Origin of the sequence: Janthinobacterium salmonicoloratum (assembly GCF_051380845.1) — a bacterium.
Lineage (GTDB): Bacteria > Pseudomonadota > Gammaproteobacteria > Burkholderiales > Burkholderiaceae_D > Janthinobacterium > Janthinobacterium lividum_F.
In genome coordinates this window covers 372,067-392,551 of the sequence record NZ_JBNYXV010000001.1, presented here as the reverse complement: position 1 = coordinate 392,551, position 20,485 = coordinate 372,067, and the positions used below count along the sequence as shown (strand labels likewise).

General features: G+C 61.6%; 25 protein-coding genes. 11 read left to right on the top strand and 14 right to left on the bottom strand.

All coding sequences use genetic code 11. The features are described 5' to 3' along the window. Positions 1–2 precede the first annotated feature (2 nt). The 7 genes from queD (at position 3) to ACQ4WY_RS01790 (ending at position 7,995) form a co-directional block, all read left to right on the top strand. Positions 3–449, top strand: a complete 447-nt coding sequence (queD, locus tag ACQ4WY_RS01820) for a 6-carboxytetrahydropterin synthase QueD (protein ID WP_035819191.1) — start codon at positions 3–5, stop codon at positions 447–449. Continuing rightward, positions 442–951 (top strand): tRNA adenosine(34) deaminase TadA, encoded by a 510-nt coding sequence (gene tadA, locus ACQ4WY_RS01815; protein WP_436502560.1) that lies wholly within the window; start codon positions 442–444, stop codon positions 949–951. Before queD ends, tadA begins: the two co-directional genes overlap by 8 nt. Positions 952–1,192: 241 nt before the next feature. Further along, positions 1,193–3,553, top strand: a complete 2,361-nt coding sequence (locus ACQ4WY_RS01810; RefSeq protein ID WP_436502559.1) for a TonB-dependent hemoglobin/transferrin/lactoferrin family receptor — start codon at positions 1,193–1,195, stop codon at positions 3,551–3,553. Positions 3,554–3,613: 60 nt separating this feature from the next. Then, positions 3,614–4,771: a hemin-degrading factor gene (locus ACQ4WY_RS01805; protein WP_436502558.1), complete on the top strand. Its 1,158-nt coding sequence runs from the start codon at positions 3,614–3,616 to the stop codon at positions 4,769–4,771. A gap of 162 nt (positions 4,772–4,933) precedes the next feature. Further along, the gene (locus ACQ4WY_RS01800) at positions 4,934–5,851 is read left to right on the top strand and encodes an alpha/beta fold hydrolase (protein ID WP_436502557.1); all 918 of its coding nucleotides are present in this window, start codon (positions 4,934–4,936) and stop codon (positions 5,849–5,851) included. A gap of 33 nt (positions 5,852–5,884) precedes the next feature. Further along, positions 5,885–6,802 (top strand): muramoyltetrapeptide carboxypeptidase, encoded by a 918-nt coding sequence (ldcA, locus tag ACQ4WY_RS01795; RefSeq protein WP_436502556.1) that lies wholly within the window; start codon positions 5,885–5,887, stop codon positions 6,800–6,802. 14 nt (positions 6,803–6,816) lie between these two features. After that, positions 6,817–7,995 (top strand): DUF418 domain-containing protein, encoded by a 1,179-nt coding sequence (locus ACQ4WY_RS01790; RefSeq protein ID WP_436502555.1) that lies wholly within the window; start codon positions 6,817–6,819, stop codon positions 7,993–7,995. On the opposite strand, the gene ACQ4WY_RS01785 is transcribed toward ACQ4WY_RS01790, so the two are convergent. Next, positions 7,992–8,708, bottom strand: a complete 717-nt coding sequence (locus tag ACQ4WY_RS01785) for an SOS response-associated peptidase (protein WP_436502554.1) — start codon at positions 8,706–8,708, stop codon at positions 7,992–7,994. The genes ACQ4WY_RS01790 and ACQ4WY_RS01785 overlap by 4 nt on opposite strands. Positions 8,709–8,855: 147 nt before the next feature. Between ACQ4WY_RS01785 and ACQ4WY_RS01780 the strand changes: the two genes are divergently transcribed. After that, positions 8,856–9,077 (top strand): hypothetical protein, encoded by a 222-nt coding sequence (locus ACQ4WY_RS01780; protein ID WP_436502553.1) that lies wholly within the window; start codon positions 8,856–8,858, stop codon positions 9,075–9,077. Positions 9,078–9,083: 6 nt separating this feature from the next. Here the strand turns inward: ACQ4WY_RS01780 and ACQ4WY_RS01775 are convergent, their stop codons facing one another. The 11 genes from ACQ4WY_RS01775 to ACQ4WY_RS01725 form a co-directional block, all read right to left on the bottom strand. Then, positions 9,084–9,338, bottom strand: a complete 255-nt coding sequence (locus ACQ4WY_RS01775; protein WP_436502552.1) for a hypothetical protein — start codon at positions 9,336–9,338, stop codon at positions 9,084–9,086. Positions 9,339–9,411: 73 nt separating this feature from the next. Then, a complete protein-coding gene (locus tag ACQ4WY_RS01770) occupies positions 9,412–9,717 on the bottom strand; it encodes a hypothetical protein (protein ID WP_436502551.1) in 306 nt (101 codons plus the stop codon). A gap of 109 nt (positions 9,718–9,826) precedes the next feature. After that, positions 9,827–10,033, bottom strand: a complete 207-nt coding sequence (locus tag ACQ4WY_RS01765) for a hypothetical protein (RefSeq protein WP_436502550.1) — start codon at positions 10,031–10,033, stop codon at positions 9,827–9,829. Positions 10,034–10,134: 101 nt separating this feature from the next. Next, a complete protein-coding gene (gene mntP, locus ACQ4WY_RS01760; RefSeq protein ID WP_353657034.1) occupies positions 10,135–10,704 on the bottom strand; it encodes a manganese efflux pump MntP in 570 nt (189 codons plus the stop codon). A 183-nt stretch (positions 10,705–10,887) separates the two neighbouring features. Beyond that, complete coding sequence (locus ACQ4WY_RS01755; RefSeq protein ID WP_436502549.1) at positions 10,888–11,742, bottom strand: undecaprenyl-diphosphate phosphatase; 855 nt, start codon at positions 11,740–11,742, stop codon at positions 10,888–10,890. Positions 11,743–11,838: 96 nt separating this feature from the next. After that, complete coding sequence (locus tag ACQ4WY_RS01750; RefSeq protein ID WP_436502548.1) at positions 11,839–12,702, bottom strand: alpha/beta hydrolase; 864 nt, start codon at positions 12,700–12,702, stop codon at positions 11,839–11,841. 87 nt (positions 12,703–12,789) lie between these two features. Beyond that, positions 12,790–13,431, bottom strand: a complete 642-nt coding sequence (locus ACQ4WY_RS01745) for a hypothetical protein (protein WP_436502547.1) — start codon at positions 13,429–13,431, stop codon at positions 12,790–12,792. Positions 13,432–13,533: 102 nt separating this feature from the next. Further along, on the bottom strand, positions 13,534–13,866 hold the full coding sequence (locus ACQ4WY_RS01740; RefSeq protein ID WP_436502546.1) for a hypothetical protein: 333 nt from the start codon (positions 13,864–13,866) through the stop codon (positions 13,534–13,536). Between the two features lie 25 nt (positions 13,867–13,891). Then, positions 13,892–14,581 (bottom strand): hypothetical protein, encoded by a 690-nt coding sequence (locus tag ACQ4WY_RS01735; RefSeq protein WP_436502545.1) that lies wholly within the window; start codon positions 14,579–14,581, stop codon positions 13,892–13,894. Between the two features lie 97 nt (positions 14,582–14,678). Then, positions 14,679–16,349, bottom strand: a complete 1,671-nt coding sequence (locus tag ACQ4WY_RS01730; protein WP_436502544.1) for a DUF6138 family protein — start codon at positions 16,347–16,349, stop codon at positions 14,679–14,681. A 112-nt stretch (positions 16,350–16,461) separates the two neighbouring features. Beyond that, a complete protein-coding gene (locus ACQ4WY_RS01725; protein WP_436502543.1) occupies positions 16,462–16,779 on the bottom strand; it encodes a hypothetical protein in 318 nt (105 codons plus the stop codon). A gap of 160 nt (positions 16,780–16,939) precedes the next feature. Here ACQ4WY_RS01725 and ACQ4WY_RS01720 point away from each other — a divergent pair, with 160 nt between their 5' ends. From ACQ4WY_RS01720 to ACQ4WY_RS01710, 3 genes are all read left to right on the top strand, one after another. Then, positions 16,940–18,091: a sensor histidine kinase gene (locus ACQ4WY_RS01720; protein WP_436502542.1), complete on the top strand. Its 1,152-nt coding sequence runs from the start codon at positions 16,940–16,942 to the stop codon at positions 18,089–18,091. Between the two features lie 14 nt (positions 18,092–18,105). Further along, on the top strand, positions 18,106–18,363 hold the full coding sequence (locus tag ACQ4WY_RS01715) for a DUF1488 family protein (RefSeq protein WP_436502541.1): 258 nt from the start codon (positions 18,106–18,108) through the stop codon (positions 18,361–18,363). Between the two features lie 306 nt (positions 18,364–18,669). Next, positions 18,670–19,362, top strand: coding sequence for a DUF3334 family protein (locus ACQ4WY_RS01710; RefSeq protein ID WP_101481424.1), 693 nt, complete (start codon positions 18,670–18,672; stop codon positions 19,360–19,362). Between the two features lie 37 nt (positions 19,363–19,399). Here ACQ4WY_RS01710 and ACQ4WY_RS01705 read toward each other — a convergent pair whose 3' ends face one another. After that, entirely contained in the window at positions 19,400–19,633 is a 234-nt protein-coding gene (locus tag ACQ4WY_RS01705) for a hypothetical protein (protein ID WP_436502540.1), read from the bottom strand. A gap of 3 nt (positions 19,634–19,636) precedes the next feature. Beyond that, complete coding sequence (locus ACQ4WY_RS01700; RefSeq protein ID WP_436502539.1) at positions 19,637–20,350, bottom strand: hypothetical protein; 714 nt, start codon at positions 20,348–20,350, stop codon at positions 19,637–19,639. Positions 20,351–20,485: the final 135 nt, after the last annotated feature.

Sequence of the window (20,485 nt, the reverse complement as noted above, 5' to 3'; positions counted from 1 at the left end):
ATATGCTGACTATCACACGCAAGCTCGAATTCGACGCGGGCCACCGCATTCCCGACCATAAAAGCCAGTGCCGCAACCTGCACGGCCACCGCTACACGGTGGAGATCACCCTGGTCGGCAAGGTCATCGAGGCGGAAGGCAATTCCGACAATGGCATGATCATGGACTTTTCCGACGTGAAAACCCTGGCCAAGCAGCACCTGGTCGATGTCTGGGACCACGCCTTCCTCGTGTATGAAAAAGACACGGCCGTGCGCGACTTCCTGGCCAGCTTGCCCGACCATAAAACCGTCGTCATCGACCGTATTCCGACCGTGGAAAACCTGGCGCGCATCGCCTTCGAGATCCTGAAAGCGGCATTTACCGACCATTTCGGCACGGGCTTGCACCTGCATAAGCTGGTGCTGCATGAAACGCCGAATTGCTGGGCAGAAGTGACCGATGACTGAAACGCACGATAGCGCGCAGGACGCGCGCTACATGCAGCTGGCCCTGGAGCAGGCCCAGCACGCATGGGACCTGGGCGAGGTACCCGTCGGCGCCGTCGTCGTCAAGGATGGCGAAGTCATCGCCGTGGGCTACAACCAGCCCATCGGCCGCCACGACCCCACGGCGCACGCGGAAGTCATGGCCTTGCGCGCGGCCGCCGAAAAGCTGGGCAACTACCGCTTGCCCGGCTGCGAGCTGTACGTGACCCTGGAACCGTGCGTGATGTGCTCGGGCGCCATGCTGCATGCGCGCCTGGCGCGCGTGGTGTACGGCGCGGGGGACCCGAAGACGGGCGCCTGCGGTTCCGTGCTGAACCTGTTCGAGCAGCCGGCGCTGAACCACCAGACAGCCATCGAAGGCGGCGTGCTGGCCGACGAATGCGGCGCTTTCCTCAAGCGTTTCTTTGCCGAGCGCCGCCGCGCGCAGGCGGAAGCGCGCAAGCTGGCCAATCCGCAGGCCTGACACCAGCCCTGACAGGGCAGGGCCGCCATGGCCTTGCCGTGCATGACAGCATGCCAGCCATGCCAGCCATCGTGGCTGGCATTTTTTATAACTGTTGCGAAATAACATCTGTCTGGACCACTTTGCCATTCTCAAATGAGAATGATTCGTGTTACAGTATTGTTTTCGCCAGCAAACTTCCCTTGCGTATCGTTATCGATCCGGGTTCAAGAGCCAGCCTTTACTCTTAGACCGGATCATCATGACTACAGTGCCTACGCAGCGCTCCGCTGCCCCCGTTGTTCCTGCCACTCAACTGCCAGTCCGCCGCCACAACCTGGTGCTGCGTGCCGCCTTGCTGGGCCTGTTCGCCGCGCCCCTGCTGCCCGTGGCCGCGCAAAATGCCGCCGTCAACGAGGGCACTGCCGCCCAGGAACCGGCCAAGCTGCCTGTCTTCCCGGAAATCATCGTCAATGCCAAGCAGGATTACGAGCGCCGCGCCGGCACCAAGACGGTGATCCGCAGCGACGACCTGGAACGCCGCAACGTGACGGACATGGCCGGTATCGTGCGCTATCAGCCGTTGATCAGCACGCCAATGGCGGCCTCGGGCGGCGGCGGCATCTGGGATGGCGCGGGCAATACCGGTTACAACATCCGTGGCCTGGAAGGCAACCGGATCAGCCTGGATGTTGACGGCATTTCCCTGCCGGATGCCGCGCCGAAGCCAGATGGCACGGCCCTCAATGCCTTCGGCACGGGCCGCGATTATTTCGATCCTGAAACTTTCCGTGAAGTGCGCATCGATTCGGGCACGACGGCCGCCAGCGGCGCCAATCCCGGCCTGGGTGGTGGCGTGGCTTTCATCACCAAGTCGCCCGAGGATTACCTGGGCGAAGGGCAGGACCATTACGTGGCGTATAAATATGGCCGCGCGACCGCCGACCGCAGCAATGCGCACACCCTGACGGGCGCCGCCAAGATCGGCGCCAATCTGCAAGGCCTGGCCGTGTACGTGCACCGCGATGGCGAGCAGCTTGATAGCCGTGGCAGCGCGCCCGTCAACCCGGATGACTGGCATTCGAACGCCTTGCTGTCGAAGCTGGTATGGGCCTTGCCGGGCGAACAAAAGCTGGACTTGACGGTCGACATGTTCGAGCGCAAGAACAAGCGCGATCTGCGCAACAAGGTCAGCGCCCTGTATCCGGACGGCGTGCAGCAAGATTCCACCACCAAGCGTACCCGCGTCAGCCTGGGCCACGATGTGGTGCTGAAGGATTTCGCCCTGTTCGACCGCCTGAGCTCGAAAGTTTATCTGCAGAACGCGAAGATCGACGACAAGAGCAAGGGACGCTATACCTACCGCGGCAACTTCCAGCGCGCCATCGACACCAGCTTCAAGAATGACAGCATCGGCCTGACGTCGGAAGCGTTCAAGCAGCTCAACGCCGACAACGCACTGCTGTATGGCGTGCAGCTGGAGCAGGGAAAATCGCGCCGTCCCTGGATGGAGGACCGTACGGCGGTCGCCACGGGCGCACACGAGATCACGCGCAAGAACCGCATGGCCGACATGGACAGCACCAAGCTGGCGCTGTATGTGCGCGACGACTACAGTTTCAATGTGGCCGGCAAGAAGGCGGTCCTGACGCCGGGCTTGCGCGCCGACTACCGCAAGAATGAGCCGAAAAACCTGCAAAACTATGTGACCGCCGTGCCAAATGCGGCCAAGGAAGTGCGCAAGGAAAGCGACAGCTATTTCACGCCGAGCCTGAGCCTGTCCGTGGAAGTACTGCCGCAAATCAATGCTTATGCCACCTTTACCCGCGGCACGCGCTTGCCAACGCCAGCCGAGCGCACGGGCACCTACGATTCCTTCAGCTACACGAGCACGAATGGCTATGCCATCCTTGGCAATGCCAATTTGCGCAAGGAAACCAGCAAGGCCTACGAGCTGGGCTTGAAGGGCGATGTCGCCAAGGGCCTGAGCATGCATGCCTCCGTCTACCAGACGGAATACAAGGGCATGATCGAGTATGTGATGCAGGAAGATGATCCGGAGAACTACCCCACCATCACCCAGGGCTTGTACCGTCCCGAAAACATCGGCAATGCGCGCACCTGGGGCGCTGAGCTGAGCCTGCGCGCGGAGTTGGGCATCTGGTTACCGGCCATGCAGGGTTATCGCGTCGACCTGGCCACGGGCGTGGCCAAGGGCCGCTCCTTCAATACCCTGACAGGCGAGAGCGGCGGCCTGGCCTCGGTGGCACCGGCCAAGACGGCGCTGACCTTCGGCTATGACCACACCAACAAGCTGTTCGGTCTGGAACTGACGGCCCTGCATGCCGGCGACAAACAGGCGCCGAACGACTTGCTGACGGGCACGACTGCGCCGCGCTTCAAGGTGCCGTCGTACACAATTTTCGACCTGTCGACCTACTGGAACGTGCACAAGAACGCCAAGATCATCGTCGGCGTATACAACTTGACGGATCGCAAGTACTGGGATTACGCCGCGGCGCGCAGCCTGTCTGCCGGCACCACGGTGGCTTCCCGCACGGAGATCGAGCGCTACGCCAAGCCGGGCCGCAACGTCGCCGCCAGCCTCAGCGTCAACTATTGATTTTTACCGGGGAGGGGCGCTTGTCCCTCTTTTTTCCATGTTTGATTGAATGGTCTCTCTATGAAGTTTTCCAAACTCGTTCTATCCCTGCTAGGCAGCCTGTTGATTGCAAACGCAACCGCGGCCCCAGCCACCTTGGCGGAACGCTGGTCCACCTTGCGCACGGAACAGCCAAAGCTGCAGATCCGCGATGCGGCGCGCGCGCTGGGTGTGTCTGAAGCGCAATTGCTGGCAACCAATATCGGCAAGGGCGTGACGCGCCTGCAGGCGGACGGCAACCAGCCGCGCGAAATCATGCGCGCGGCGCTGGACCTGGGCATCGTGCAAGCGATCACGCGCAATGAAAACGGCGTCATCGAAACGACGGGCACGGCCAGCAAATTCAAGCAGGCGGGCGACAAGTCCGAGCAGGCCGACGCCAAGCAGGATCCGGAAACGGAAGCGCGTCAGCGCAATATTGCCGGCGGCTACCTGGGCGGCCAGATCGACCTCCGTTTCCACTTTGAACACTGGAAATACGCATTTGCCGTGGAACAAGCGGGCCGCGACGGCAAGCCGACCCGCAGCCTGCAATTTTTTGACGCCAACGGCACGGCCGTGCACAAGATCTACCTGCGCAACGAACCGGGCGTGGCCGTCTACGACAAGCTGGTGGCGACCTTCCGCATGCCCCAGCAAAGCGCGGAATTGAATGTGCTGGCCGTGGCGCCGAAAGCGGCGGAAAAACCGGATGCCGAGATCGACGTCAAGGAATTCCAGCTGGCCTGGAAAGACATGACGGACGTGCACCAGTTCGCGCAAATCATGCGCGAATTCCATCTGACGCGCGAACAGGCGCTGCGCCTGGCGCCGGCCGGCGTGGTCGAGCGCGTGACGCCGGCAGCGCTGCGCACCCTGCTGGAAAACGCGGCGAAGGACAAGGTGGCCATCATGGTGTTCCTGGGCAATGAAGGCTTGACGCAGATCTACAGCGGCAAGATCGAGAAAACCATGGCCGCCGGCGGTTTCTTCAACGTGCTGGATCCGGACTTCAACCTGCACATCCGCGACACGGCCCTGCGCAGCGGCTGGGTCGTCAAGCGCGGCGGTGTCACCTCGGTCGAGTTCTTTGATAACGACGGCACGCAAGTGGTTTCCTTCTTCGGCGTACGCGAACGGGGCAAACCGCAGCCGCAAGCGTGGGTCGATCTGGCTGATTCCTTGCCAAAGGCCAAGTAAGCAGCACCGTTGATTCGGTACAGTTGTCGCGCGCCGTACCGGCGCGGCAACACTTCAGCTGAGTGCCGCGTGCCGGTCTCATGTCTGAAGCACAATAGTGGTATGCTGAGTGCAAGGCCGCAGCGATCGTGTCTGCGTGCTGGTTCCTGAAGAGAGGCAATCATGGCAACCATCATGGCGAACGGCCTCAACATAGCTTATGAAAGCCACGGCGACCCTGACGATCCGTGCGTGCTGCTGGTCATGGGCCTGGGCATGCAACTGATCGCCTGGCCGGCGGACTTCGTCGAAGGCATCGTCGAGCAAGGTTTTCGGGTTGTGCGTTTCGACAACCGCGACAGCGGCCTGTCGAGCAAGATGGCGCTGGCGGGCAAGCCTTATCTGCCGCTGGCCTATGTGAAAAACCTCGTCGGCTGGCCCCTGAAAACTTCCTACACCCTGAATGACATGGCGGACGACGCGCTGGGCTTGCTGGCGGCCTTGCGCATTGCCCAGGCGCACGTGATTGGCGTGTCGATGGGCGGCATGATCGCGCAAGTGATGGCGGCGCGCGCGCAGCAGCAGGTGCTCAGTCTGACCTCCATCATGTCGAGCAGCGGCCGTCGCGGCTTGCCCGGCCCCACGCGGGCGGCGCGCAATGCTTTATTGCAACGTCCTAAACGCAATGCCAGCCGCGCCGAACTGATGGCGCACATGGCGGCCACCGTGCGCGTCATCGGCAGTCCCGCCTATCCCGTCTCGGAAAAACTGCTATACCAACGCATCGAAGCGGCGCTGCAGCGGGGCAGTTGCCCGGAAGGTGTGGCGCGGCAAATGGTGGCCATTGCCGCCTCGGGCGAGCGCACGGCCTTGCTGCCAAGCATCAGCTGTCCTGCGCTGGTGATCCATGGCGCAGCCGATCCCTTGATCCCCGTTGCCTGCGGCATCGATACGGCGGCGCTGATTCCTGGCGCCCGGCTGGAAGTGATCGAAGGCATGGGGCACGACATGCCGCCCCAGTTGATCGAGCGTCTGCTCGCCTTGATCGATGTGCATCTGCAAGGTAAGATGGCGCCCCAGATGCGCTCCCAGCCAGCCTAGGCGCGCCCATTCTTATTTACGTGCGGGCATATTTTGAAGACACCTGAGATTGGCATCGCCATCGTCGCGCCGGGCGGTTGTGCGCCCGACGAAGCGGCACTGGCGCGCGGCATCGCCCGCTTGCAGGCGCAAGGCGCCACCGTCCACAATTACTACGACCCCGAGCACACATTCCAGCGTTTCGGCGGCACGGATGCGGGGCGCCTGGCGCAACTCCATGCCGCAGCTGCCGACCCGGCCGTGCAAGTGGTGATCGCCTTGCGCGGCAGCTACGGCATCAGCCGCATCCTGCCCGAGATCGATTTCCAGGCCATGGCCGACAGCCGCAAACTGTTTGTCGGCTACAGCGATTTCACGGCCTTCCACATGGGCTTGCTGGCGAAAACGAGCCGCGCCAGCTTTGCCGGCCCCATGATCTGCGACGATTTCATCCGCGACGAGCCCGAGCAATTTACGCTCGATCAACTGTGGTCGTGCCTGGCCGGCCCCACGCACACGGTCACGGGCACGGCAGCGGGCAATCCGCAGGTCGAGCTCACGGGTAAATTATGGGGCGGCAACCTGGCCATGCTGGTCCACTTGCTGGGCACGCCATATTTCCCCGAGATCGATGGCGGTATCCTGTTCCTGGAAGACGTCAATGAACACCCGTACCGGGTCGAGCGCATGCTGCTGCAATTGCTGCACGCTGGCGTCATTGACCGGCAGCAAGCGGTGGTGCTCGGTGATTTTTCCGGCTACAAATTGAGCCCGATGGACAAGGGCTACGATGCTGACGCCATGCTGGCCTACGTGCGCGAACGCTTGCCTGTACCCGTGCTGACGGGGCTCGAGTTCGGCCATATCCGCCGCCGTGTCACCTTGCCGTTCGGCGGCCAGGCGCGGCTGCGATCGGATGCGTCCGGCTTCAGCCTGCAGGTGAGCGATTACCCCACCCTGGCGCGCCCCTGAACGCCCTGAACTCCATGTCCGCCAAGCCCGGCAGGTTGCTGCAGCTCGATGTGCTGCGCGGCATCGCCGTGTTTGGCATCTTGCTGGTGAATATCTGGGGCTTTGCCTGGGGCACGATTTCCTTGCGCTACGGCACCTTGCCGGCGCAGCCGCCCGTGCTCGACCAGCTCGTCATTTTTCTGGTTGCGGCGCTGGCGCAATTCAAGTTCTATCCCATCTTCGCGTTTCTGTTTGGCGCCGGCTTTGCCTTGCAGACACGTTCCCTGCAGCGCCAGCTGGGCAGCTGGGCGGCCGCGCAAGCCGCCTACCGGCGCCGTTTGCGCTGGCTGCTGGCATTCGGCCTGCTGCACGGTTTCCTCATCTGGAGCGGCGACGTGCTGACCTCGTATGCCGTCGCCGGTATGCTGATCCTGCCCCTGGCATCAGCCAGGCTCAGTCGCGTGCGCACCCGCGCGTGGTTGGTGGCGGCCGGCTTTTTGCTGTTCATGTGCCTGCTGATTCCCGTGGGCCAGCAGGGCGGCGCGCCGGACATCGCACGCGATCTGCAAGGTTTTGCGGACCGCTACGCCATCTACACGCAAGGCGGCGCGTGGGCCGTGGCGAAGCTGCGCGCCAACGATTTCCTCGTGTCCTTGCTGTACGCCGCTGTCATGCTGCCGCATATTATCGTGCTGTTCCTGCTGGGCATCTTGTCCGTGCGCTGTGGCTGGCTGACGCAGCCGCAGCGCCACCAGCGCCTGTGGCGCCGCGTGCGTGCCGTGGGACTGGGCCTGGGTTTGCCGTTCAGCCTGCTGGCGGCGGGCGCCATCGCCTGGCAAGTGGCTGACCCGTATCAAACCGTTTTCGACACAGCCCTGTTCGAAGTGGGTCTGTTCGCCGGCGGCCCCGTGCTGGCGGCCGGCTATGTGGCCGCACTGATGCTGGCCAGCCCCTTCATGCTGCGCTGGCTCGGCGCATGGCTGGCGCCCGTGGGACGCATGGCGCTGAGTAATTACTTGTTGCAATCGCTGCTCGGCACCTGGCTGCTGCAGGGGCCGGGCCTGGGCTGGGGCGCCCGTTTGCGTCCGGTCGAGATGCTGGGCCTGGCGGCAGTGCTCATGGCAGGGCAAGTGTTACTGAGCCGCTACTGGCTGCAGACCTTTCGCCAGGGACCGATGGAAGCGCTGTGGCGCCGGCTGGCGCGCCTGCCTTAATCCGTTCCCCAATCAAACGTGCTTTGCGCTGCGGCCGCTGGCGGTGCCTTGGCCTTGGCGGACGGCACCAGTGGATTATCGACGGCATGCCACTCGAACAGGTCCGTATCGAGCATGCAGGTGCGCGCCAGGTGCAGCGCTTGCTCGGGAGTGAGTGTGGGATCTAGCCAGCGGTGCGCGTCTTCCAGGCTGACGGTCACGGGGCGGCGGTCGTGGAGATCGACCATGCCGCCCAGGCTGTCGGCCGTCACCAGCACGAAACCGGCTTCCTCTCGGTTGACCTTGTACGGCCCGAACTGCGCCAGTGCCAGCAGGAACAGGCGCGCGCGATCCTTGCGGTGGATGTGCCAGGGCTGCTTGCTGCCTTTCTCTCCCGTCCATTCATACCAGCCGGAAACGCTAACGACGCCGCGCCCTGCGCGCAGCAAGGGCTTCCAATAGGCGCCAGCCAATTTTTCCAGGCGGGCATTGATGGCGATGGGGATTTTTTTCTTGCCGGGGGCGGGCACGGCTTGCGCGGCCCAGGCGGGGCGGTAGCCCCAGAAGACATCGTCGACCCGGTGCACCCCATCCTGGATGTGCAAGATGGGCCGGTAAGTGCCGGGCGAGACGTTCAGGTGCGGCTCGGCTTCGCTGTCGAACACCGCGTCGGTCCAGCCGAAGGACGACGCCATCACGCGCGCCGTGTCATTTTGATCGAATCGTCCACACATGCTGAAATCATACCCGATCGCCTGGCGCCACGCGGGCGTGCGCGTGCGCGCTTCCTGTGTGTGGTCAAACGTACAGACTGTGGGCGGCAACTGGCGCACAGTGGAGGCCAGTCAGGTTCCTGACGTTATTCTTATATCGGAGGAATTATGTCTTTTGAAAATCCCACCATCCACAAAGGTTTTACCATCAGCGCCACGGCCAGCCAGCGTCGCGATGGCCGCTGGGTCGGCTCGTATGTCAGTCAGAACCAGGCGTGTGGCGCGTATGCGGACACTTGTGACTATGACGATTGCAGCAACGAAAAAGAAGCGCAGCAACTGGCACTGTCCATCGGCTGGCGACTAGCCGATGGCGTGCCGGTACGCTGAGCGGCCTTAGCGCTTGCCGCGCTTGCCGCGCAGGGCCAGCAGCAAGCCTGCGAACGGTAGCAGCAGGGCGGCGCCCAGCCGTACGGAGGTCAGGGAAGCGATCTCCACGCCCAGCACATGGGGCAAGGCCAGGAGCAACAGGGGGGCGGGCACGGCAATCGCGAAGAAAAACAGGTACCACGAGTAGCCATTTTTTTTGGCCAGCAAGGCGATCAGTGCGCAGCCGACCAGGAAGACCAGCGGTAAATTCACAAATTCCATGGTTCTGAGTTTTCATCCGGGAAAGCGCGTCATTATACGCGCCAGCCCGGCTGGCCGGATGGGCTTGCCAGCGTCAGTTGCCGACGAAATCCGGCGGCTGCGGCGTCTGTTTGCTCGCCATCGGCGCATCGACCGGCAGCAGCGCGTTGATGGCGCCGTTATAGATGAGTTCCTGAGCATACGCCGACGCTTCGATCAAGGCCGCGTGCACGGATTTGAAACTGCTCAGCGTTTCAATCAGCACGGGCTTGGCGTACACCTGCAGCGTATCGCCGCGCTTGCTGATCAAGATCATGCCCCGGTAGCGCCCATCCTTCTCCAGCGCCCCGGCCACATGAAATTCATAACCCCTGATCTGGTGTTTTTGTTCCTGATCCATGTCCCCCGCCTCCAGACCTGACTGTCATGGCCCAGACCTTTTCTACGCGTATTGAACGGTCGAGTCTTTGATCTGATCAATACTGTCAGCCATGGTTCAACTAGCGTCATTACCCAGCGCGAATGGCGCGGATCTGCTGGGCCGTTTCCTCGATTTCCCGATACGCTTCCTGGATATAGCCATTGATCGGATGCCCATCCATCCACTCGAAATAGGCGCGCTCGTCGTGTTTGATGGCAAAAGGGACGTGGTGATCGCGTATTGACTCGGCCGTTTCGCGTACCAGCGAGGCAAAAATAAGCTCCAGAGTTTCCATGATGGTCACCTTGCGAGACATGAATGCAGAGTGTTGAATGTAGCACAAAGTGGAGCTTGGTCCATGCCGCTTGCCGTGGCGTGCGCAGGCTTTACGGGGTTTCAGGCCGGATGACCGATATGCTCGTACAGGATCACGCAGCCGATGACGATCAGCACCAGGCCACCCACGAGTTCGGCGCGCCGTCCCGCCACCGTGCCCAGCACGCGGCCCAGCATCACGCCCAGCGTCACCATGACGAAGGTGGAAAAGCCGATGGCGGCCGCCGTCACGACGATATTGGCGCCCAGCAAAGCCAGGCCCGCGCCGACCACCATGGCGTCGATGCTGGTGGCCAGGCCGGTCACGGCCAGCACCCAGAACGAGTGCGATTGCGCCGGCGCTTCGTCCTCGTCGGCGTCGCCAAGGGCGTTGCGTATCATCAACAGGCCGATGATGCCCAGCAGGCTGAAAGCGATCCAGTGATCCCACGCTTCCACGTAAGGCGCTGCCACGCTGCCCAGGGCCCAGCCGATGATGGGCGTGATGGCTTCGATGACGCCAAAGATCAGGCCCGTGCGCAGGGCCTCGCGCCATTGCGGCTTGTGCAAGGCGGCGCCCTTGCCCACGGCGGCCGCGAAGGCATCGGTGGACATGGCAAGGGAGAGGGCGGCGGTGGCGGCGAAATTCATCGTTGGCTTTCTGTAAAACCTGGCTGGGATGATAGTTAACACAATAACGCCTAAGAAAACCGTAGCGAGCGGAAGGGAGTTATGGTCGAGAAGCGCAACTGTACGAAGGTACAGTGAGCATCGCAGGCCGTAAATCACGACGCGCAGCAGGTTTGATAGGTGTTTAACGCAAACCCGGCGATTTTACCCTAGGTACAACACCACCAAGGAGGCCAGCAGGCAATACGCGCCAAAAAAATGCCAGCGGCCCTGTTCCAGCCAGCGTGACAGCCAGCGCAGGGCCAGCAAGCCAGCCAGGAAGGAAAGCAGCATGCCCAGCAGGCTAGGACCGAGCAGGTGCAGCAGACTGTTGCCGTGTTCCAGATGGTCCAGGCTGCCATTTGCCACGGCCTGGTAGAAGCGCCAGCCTTCCTTGACCAGCACGGCGGGCGTCAGCACCACGGCCAGGGCAAAGCTGAATTCCTCGGCGCGGCGCTGCGGCACGCCCATGGCGATGCCGGCCGAAATGGTGGCGCCCGATCGGGAAAAGCCGCGGAATGGCAGGCACAGGCCTTGCACGGCGCCGATCACCATCGCCTTGCCGATGGACAAGGTGCCGTGCTGGCGCGCTTGCAGGCGCGAGGAAACGATGATCAGCACGCCGGCGGCGGCCAGCGCGGCGGCCATCAGTTTTGCGTTGCCAAACAGGTGTTCGATTTCAAAGCCGGGCGCATCCTTGCTCATGACGTGGGTGATGCCCTTCAGCAAGCCGAAGCCGACGAGGCCCGTCAAGGCCGTGGCGGCCGCGAGCAGCAGAACATTGCTGCGGAAGGCGGTGACCGAACTGAAGTACGTGGCGCGCCAGGATTTCCAGAAATACACGATGACGGCAAACATGGTGCCCGTGTGCAGCATCACCAGCAGCATGGTCAGCTCCGGCGATGTGGGGTCCAGGCCCATCAGCTTTTCCGCCATGATGACGTGGGCGGAGCTGGACACGGGCAGCAGCTCGGCGAAGCCCTGGACGATGGAAAGAATAAATAGTTGCAAAAAACTCATGGATATCTGTTCTCGGGCGGGGGAAGAAGGGTTGCCGATTTTACCCGCCAGATGCGGCGGGCACGCCCTGCGCCAGATTACAGTTTGTCCATCTTGTTATTGGCTGGCTGCTCCTTGCGGCTTGAACACGGTGCGGAAAGCCCGCAAGGCTGCCGGGTGATAGATCGTGCCATGGCTTTCTTCCGGCATCTTTTCCAGGTGCCATTGCAAGCCGGGTGGCGCCTGCTTTTGCAGCACCTCGGACAGGCGCTGCACTTCGATGGCGATACCCGCTTCGCTGCTGGACGCCAGGTACAGGCTATGCTTGCCTGGCGCGCCTTTCTCCAGCAAGGCTGCCGCCTGGCGCGGCAGGGCGCCATGATTCCACCACAGGCTGGGGTCGAACGCCAGGTAATGGTCGAACAGTTGCGGTTCCAGCAAATAGGTTTCCACCACGAACAGGCCTGCCAGCGATTCGCCGACGATGGCCGTCTCGCCCGTCGTACGGTAACGGCGCCTGACTTCCGGCATCAGCTCATCACGGATAAAGGCCCGGTAGGCGGACGCGCCGCCCACCACGGGGGCGATCTTGCGGTCTTGCGCATTTTCGGTCGGGCCCGTCAAATCGCGCCGTCGCTGCGTGTTTTGCATGCCGACCAGCATGAAGGGGCGCATCGTGCCATTTGCCACCGACACTTGCAGCAAGCCGGCCACGTGTAAAAAGTCTTCCGCCACGCCGCCGTCCGGCATGTACAGCACGGGCAACGGCGCGTCAGGCGGTGTATCCCAGGCGCGCGCCATGTACACATTGATGTGGCGCTTTTCCTGCAGCGCCTGCGAATCGATGACAAAGCTTTCGCCGATGACCAGCGGCGTGGCCGCGCTGGCGGCGGCCGGTACGGCATGGGCAAGGTGGACGACGCTGCCGGAAGAGAGCAGCAGGGCGGCGGCAAGGTGCAGTGCAAAACGTGAAAGGCGCATGTTTTCCTGTGATAAGTAGTTGGATCGATGGCGTGCGACTCGTATAGACATGCCATCGGGCAATTCTATCTTATCTTTGAAACAGCCTTACTTGATCGTCAAGAGTTTTCGCTCGCGCACGATACCCGCCTTGTCGACCGTGTAGGCGACCAGCAAGGCGCCATCGTCCGCGCAGGCATGGCAGCTCTTCAGGGGCGTAGAAAACAGCACGCTCTGGCCGCCATCGCCGGTGGCCGTGCTGCCGACGAAGTCGGCGGGCGCAAACGGGACAGAGTCTGGATGGGCGGCGGCAAATACGCGCCAGGCCGGTGTGGCGCGGTCTTCCTCGCGCACGGAGTCCTCGTCGACGTCGATGGCCGCGCCATCGCTGCCGATCAGCAGGCTGCCTTCATTCGTGTTGGCACGGAATGGATAGGTGACGGTGGCCAGGGCTGCCTTGCCCAGCGGGCGCCAGGCGGAGATGAAGCCTGCCTTGTTCGCTTTAATGAGCATTTTGGCGGCGGCGATGGCTTGCGGGCGTGCGCCGACGCGCTGCATGGTGCGCAGCAGGCAGACGTCGGGTGCGGTGGGCGACTCTTCGCTGCGGCAGGCCGACAGCGAGCGCTCCTGCCACACGGCGCGCGCATCGATGGGGCCTGTCGGTTGGGACTGGGCATGGGCCGCCTGCATGGTGGCCAGAGCGGAGAAAACAAGTGCGGCGAAGCCGCGGTGGGAAAATCGTGTGAGCATGGGGGCTTTCAATAGCGGAAACAAGTAAGCCTCCGATTATAGGAGGGGGCCGGCGTGCTTGCGCGCACGGCTGGCCTTGCTGGCAGCCGGCTTGCGCCTCGATTAACGCTTCTTTGCCGCCGCCTGGCGCAGCGCCTTGGCTTCCTGCTTGTTGAGAATGTGCGGGCGCGTGGCCAGCTCAGCCTTGACGGCAGCGATGGCGGCGCCGAACTGCTGCTCGGCCTGCGCCGGGCTGGCGCCTGCATAATCGTGCTCGTTGGATTGCGCCGCACGCAGCCGGCGCAGCAGCGCCAGCAATTGCTTGCCGTGCAGGCTGGCCAAGTCCTGCGCCAGCACTTGCTTGACCAGCGCGCCTTCCACATGGTCGGGGTCGAGCAGGCGCAGCAGGGCCAGGCCTGCTGGCTGGGCGACTGGTGTCAGTTTGGGTTTATCCACCGGCAGTTTATAGATGAGTGAAGGATTACAGGTATTCCCAGATTTCATCGAAGGTTTCGCGCGCGAAATCGTTGCGCCAGGCTTCCGAGTTCTTTTCACGGCTGACGGGAAATACGGCGCGCCAGGTCTGCTTCGGCGAGCTCGTGTAGGTTGCGGCGATCTTTTTCAGGCCGGCCGTGCATTGCTCGACCTTGCAGCCGCTCTTCGCCAGTTGCTGGGCTGCAGCCGCCCATGCCACTGGCACTTTGACGACCTGGCATTCGAAGCTGACGGCGGCCGTCTGCATGCCGTTTTCCACCGTCACGGGGTCCGCTTTGGTGGCTTGGCACACGGCGCCATTCTTGGCGGCGATGACATTCGCGGCCAGCAGTTCGGCGGCCGGCTTCACTGCCGCTTGCATGGCGGCCGGGAACAGGTCGGCGATCAGCTTGCCAGTTTCCGTTGGGAACTTGGCGTCCGCTTCCTTCAGGCCGCTGTACGACGCATATTCGGCGCTCTGGTGGCCCGCCAGACGCGTGGGGCGCAGGTAGGCGTTGAGCTTGGCGACGCTGGCTTCATCCTGGTTGATGATGGTCTTGATGTACAGGTTGGCCACGTCGACTGGCGCCAGCTCCACGGCTGTTTCAGTGGCGATAGCGGGCTGGGCCAGCGCCACGGCAGCTGCAAAGGTGGCTGCCAGCAGGGATGTGCGCGAGGTTTCTTGTGTTTGATGCATGTATTTTCTCCACGATTCGATGTCAGGCGCCAAAAGATGCCTAGCGGCAATTCTGGCGCGCGCATTATATATGGTGAAAGTCATAACGTTGCGCACTTTAGGCGTCCGCCTTGCTTGCCGCTGCCAGCAAGGCCAGCAGCAGCTCCTTGCGCCGGCCTTCCGCCTTGCGCGCCAGGGCTGCCAGTTTTTCCAGTTTGCCCCAGACCGGATACAGCATGTGCTCCACCAGATAGCCTTCCAGCCCTTGCAATTGCTGGTAGAACAGTTCCAGTTTCTCTACCTCCTCCAGTTCTCCCTGGATCCTGACCTTTGCGTTATCCGTGCACGCGCGCAGGCACGCCGCCAGCACGGGAGTGGACTCGCGCGTCACGCCATGTCTTTCGGCGAAGGCGGCCGTGAACTGATCCTGCACGGACTGGTGCTCTTCGTCGACGTTGGCCATGTAGTGCTGCACCAGCGGGAAATAGCGAGAGTCGAGCAAGCCCAGGCCAAACGTGGCATAGCTGCCGGGCATGCAATTCTTTTCGCCTTCCGTATCGGCATAGAACTCGAATTCTTCGATGGCCGCGCGCGCATATGCTTCAAGTTGCGGCTGCAGGGACGCATAGGCGAGGGCGTTGGCAAAGAAGCGGTGCGTGTCGGACCTGGCCAGGCCTTTCAAGGGAAGATATTCCTTCACCTTCGATTTGAGCTTGATCTGGTAGCCTTTTGGGAAGCCGTTTTGCAGCAAATGCGTGATGAATGCCAGCGCCTGCGCATACGCGTCTTCCTCTTCCCGGGCAATCGTGATGCTGATGGTGGCAAACACATCGTTGGCGCGGCATTCCAGCAGCGCATTTTTCAAGTGGATGTCGTCGTTGGGGAAGGTGCCGCTGCCTTCCTTGAGCATACGCACGGCCCGTTCGCTGCCCAGTTCGCGCGCGATTTCCAGGAATTTCAGGCCCTTTGATTTGGCGTAGTTCGGTTCGTGGCGCAATATCATCACGGCGCCATACAGCAGCAGATCGATCGGCTGCAGCCCTTGCGTATCGGGCGCCGCGCCCATTTTCAAGGTGTATTCCGTGGTGCAATAGGCCGATTTCTGCACATCATAGAACTGCGGCAGAAATTGCTGCTCCGCCCAGGCCGACACGGCCTGGATGATATCGCTGCGATGTTCTGCCAGCGCCTGCGGCCGGGACTTGTTCAACTGCTCGATGCGTTCGAATTGCGCAATCGTCCAGGCGATATCGGGCTGCGGAAACAGATAAGGATCGAGCAGGTGGCGCGTCAGGAAAAACGTTTCCAGCTTTTTTGTCTGCCTGCTGCCGCGCTCGAGTTTTTGCGTGACGTAGGTGTGTATGCGCTCGAGCAAGGTTTGGGGCTTGCCTTCGTTGACGTAGTCGATCAGCTTCAGGTGCAGCTTGCCCTGTGCCGTCTGGAATTTTCCGCGAAAGCTGAAGCGGTAGTCGATCAGGGGCGTGTCGGCCAGTGTCTCCAGCTTCGCTAGTACCATGGCAACCAGCTGGGGCGCGATGGTGTCGCGCACGACGGCTTCATCCAGGCGCGATGACGTCCTTGGTGCGAACTCATCGTTATCGGTCAGCTGGAAATCGTCGGCCGTCGTGCGTCCGGGTTTGTAGTCGAGCAAAAGATCATTAAAGATACCCATCTGCAAGGTGGTCCGGTTCACGGCAGCTTCCAGGTCGGTACGCTTCAGGCGCTCGACAAACCACGCCTCCACGGCCGCCATCATTTCCGCCGTTGCCTGCTCTAAAAGTGTGTTCATTGACTTCCTTGCATTGTGCGTGACAGCGCCACCGCTTGTCGTTACGGACATGTTTAATATAAAGCACTATTTTAGGTGCTCAAGCCTGGCCGCAACAAGGGCCGCACGAGCGTCAGGAGGGGGCGGAGAGGAAGCGCGCGTCGATTTCGTCGGATTGCGGTCCCACGGTGATGGTGGTGTGCCAGCCGGACGGCTTGTCGTTGCCATCAAACAAGGCGATGCGCGTGTGGATGAACAGGACCGAATACACGCCGGATTTCATGTCGCGGTTCAAGTCCCAGTGCATGAGCTCAACGGCTTCGCCCATGCGCGGCAGATGGGCGCCCGGCGGCAGCAGGATGTTCTGATTGACGAATTCCCGGGTCGGGCCCGGTTCCTTGTGGTGCGGATCGATGTAGCGGAACGACACGCTGGTAACAATGTTTTGCATGCTTGACACCTGCTTGATTAAGTACATGATGACAATAGCACAGTGGATGGCCGATGCGTGCGCTGCAGGCGCCATCAGCTACGTACGGTAACAGACGGAGTTTGACCGGTCGTCGCGCTAGGCTTGCGTATTCTTAATCATTGAGATTGCTGAAAACGTCATGATGCATTTATTCCTAGCGGAAAATCGCGCCGAGCTGGAGCGCCGTTGCCGTGACAAAGTCGCCAAGCGACCCCTGCGTTTTCCGACCGAAATACAGTTAAGAGAAGGCATCCCCATCTTTCTGGAGCAGCTGATCCGCACCCTGAAGGCGGAAGAGGCCGGCAAGCTGGCGCAAAGCCTGGCCATTTCCGGTCCCGCCGACGGCAGTGCGCAGGGCACATCGGAACTGGCCAACAGCGCCACCGCCCACGGCGGCCAATTGCTGGCGCTTGGCTATTCCGTGAGCCAGGTCGTGCACGATTATGGCGATCTGTGCCAGGCTGTCAGCGATCTGGCCGTGGAGCTGGACGAGGAATTTGCCGTCGAGGAATTCAGGACGCTGAACCGTTGCCTCGACAACGGCATTGCCGAAGCCGTATCGGAATTTACCCAGCGGCGCGACGTGCTGATTGCCAATGAACAGGCATTGGCACTGAGCCAGCGCATCGGCTACCTGGCCCATGAACTGCGCAATCACTTGGGAACGGCCGGCCTGGCCGTCGCCGCGCTCAAGCAAGGCGGCATGGGTGTGGCAGGCGCACCTGGAGCCGTGCTCGACCGCAGCCTCGTGGGTTTGCGCACCCTGATCGACCGCTCGCTGGCGGACGTGCGGGTGGAGGCGGGCTTGACCTTGCAGCGTTCGGTTTTCTTCCTGAGCAACTTCATCAGTGAACTGAGCCATTCGGCCAGCCTGGAAGCGAACTTGATGCGCTGCACCCTGGTCGTGGACGAGGTCGATCCCTTGTTGCAGCTCCACGCGGACCAGGATTTGCTGCTCTCCGCCGTGGGGAACCTGCTGCAGAATGCCTTCAAGTTTGGCGCGCCGCATGGCACGGTGGTGGTGCGCGCGTATGGGAACGGCGAGCGGGCCAGGATTGAAGTGGAGGACAACGGCGCCGGCCTGTCGCCGGAGGCAGCAGATGACCTGTTTCTGCCCTTTACGCAAGGCGGCGCCAGCAAGACGGGCCCTGGACTGGGCCTGTCGATCGCCCGGCGCAGCGTGGAGGCGAATGGCGGTACCTTGAGCATGGAAAGCGTACCTGGCCATGGCAGTGTCTTCATCATCGACTTGCCCCGGCATGACGATCCTGCGCTCACGTTCGCCACATAAGGGGAGCCCCATCCATGCCCTATGAGATCCTGCGCGACAGCATCGCGCTCGAAGCGGCGGGCGACGCAATCCGCTTTCATTTGACCGTTTTCGGGGCGGAAAAGACCTGCCGCATCACCGTGACGGCCTTGCACAGCCTGAATCAGGGGCCGGGTGGCGATTTGCTGGCCATCTTCGACACGCACCGCCTGCGCATCGGCCAGCGCGCCTTCGCTTATCTGAGCCGTGATCTGCTGGTCAGCACTGTGGTCTTGCGCGCACTTGATTTTTAGTTACTATTTCCTGTGCCGCCGTCCGTGCCCAGGCCAGATATGGTATTTCCGCACAGATCGTCAAGTAAATGCAGGTATGGCTGGACGGAAATGTTACATCTGGGTATTCTGCGCATCTGATACTTATTTCTATACAGAAAAAGGTAAGAGGGCGGTTCGTGCCGGCGGCAACGCGGTGCGCGCTGCCAGGCAAGGTCAGACATGCAAAGGTGAAGTCGTCCGCTTGCTGAGCGAAATGGTCATGTTTCGGCTCGCGGTGGGCAGGGAACAGTGCTGTCATCTTTAAAATAGTAGGAGAGGTTGCTCATGGATGCAGAAAAGGATGTTGTGTACGGTACAGAAGATTTGTTGATGAGTTTGTGCAACTCGGTGGTTCGGGTGCTCAACGTTGCAACGCAAAGTAAAGTCAATTATTCAGGCATGGTGCAGCGCATCACCAAGACCGGCCTGAAGCCGGACATCGGTTGCTTCGTGATGTTCGATGGTGGTTTCACGGGCCTGGTGGTGCTCAATTTTGCCGCCGATACGGCGATGGAAATCTACGAGCGCTACATGTTGCACATGGGTATGCCGAAGTCGGAGCTGGCCAGTTTTTACACGTCGGACGAAGTGTCGAACATCATGGGCGAGCTGATGAACCAGATCGTGGGCGACTTCACGGGCAAGGTACGGCGCGAGCTGCAAACGAATATCACCCAGAGCCAGCCGAAGATGCTGGTGCTGAACAAGCAGGTGATGCTCAGCGTCGACACGCCGCTGGACCGCCCGGAAATGCGCCGCGTTACTTTCTACACGGAAAAGAACAATATTTTCTATCTGGAACTGGCGATCGACCGTACCGAGTTCATCAAGTTGCATGATTTCGATTCGCGCGAAGTCGATGCCGATTCGCTGATGGATACGGAATACGCGAACCGCGAACGGGATGCCGCCCCGGCGCCTGCAGCGGAACCGGAAGACGACGACAACGCCGACCTGCTCAAGTCCTTGGGCATGTAAGCGGGCCTTGCCACTAGCGGCGGCATGCTTGCCGCCGCTAGTCGATGATGTTTGCCTTGCGCAAGCTGTCTGGCAAAAATATAGCCCCCAGAATACCAAACACAACAAACAGCGGGCCACCGATCCACGTAAGAGCCGTGCCTGACGTCATGTCAAAGAACATGCGGCACAGGGACGCGATCAAAAAAGCATATAAGCCCGCTGTCCCCAGCACGGTGCTAGTGATGGCGACGGCATTTCTTGCTGTCCTGATGATCTTGTTGGAATTCATTGCTTATCTCATTTCCGGCCATGCCAGCACATCGTGCGCGCCGCCGCGAGGCTGGGCGGGGGGCAACGAAGATACTTTTTCAAGCCGCCGTTCTCCCGCGATGCCGGGCTGCTTGCCATCATCGAGCGACCAGTACTCGAGCGCATATACATAACTGCCGTCGATGATGGTCAGCGTTTCCTTCTGGCGGCCGTTGGGCGCCTTGTAATACAGGCGCCGCGCGGGCCTGCCATCGACGCGCTGATTGAACGATTGCGCCGATATGGTCGCGCGCTTGCCCGTCTTGCCCGCCATCGACATTGCCGTGATCGTCACGTAAGCCCGCTCCGGGCAGCGGGCCAGCAGGTGGGCGCCGCTCAGGACGGTGGGATGCGTCTGATCCAGCGGGAAGCCGAACGGCTGAACGCCGGCGATATCCTGGCAATCCATCTGCCGCGCCAAGGCCGTCAGCGCGGCCGGGTCGAGCGCGCTGGTATGGTGTTTTTCAGCGGCCTGCGCCTGGCCCAATGCCAGGCGGCGCTCCAGCTCGGCCAGCGAGATGTCGCTGGGAACGGGCAGCGGCGCGGGGGCATCGGGATCGGCGGCCTTCGACGTTTCCGCCTGCATGCGCGAGGCGACGGAGTGGCTGCGCTCGGCGTGCTCAAGGGGGCCGGCAGCCAGACCCGTGTTGGCGAGGCAGGCGGTGATGGCCAGCGTAAAAACATGTTTTGTCAGCATGGGATATCGTGGAGGCGCGCAAACACCATCTCTGGAAAACGGCAGTGTATATTGGTATGGAGACGTTGGAATTTCTAAATTGAAATTATTTGTGCTGATTTGACGTCTATGGAAAATGCGCTGTGGTAAAAAATA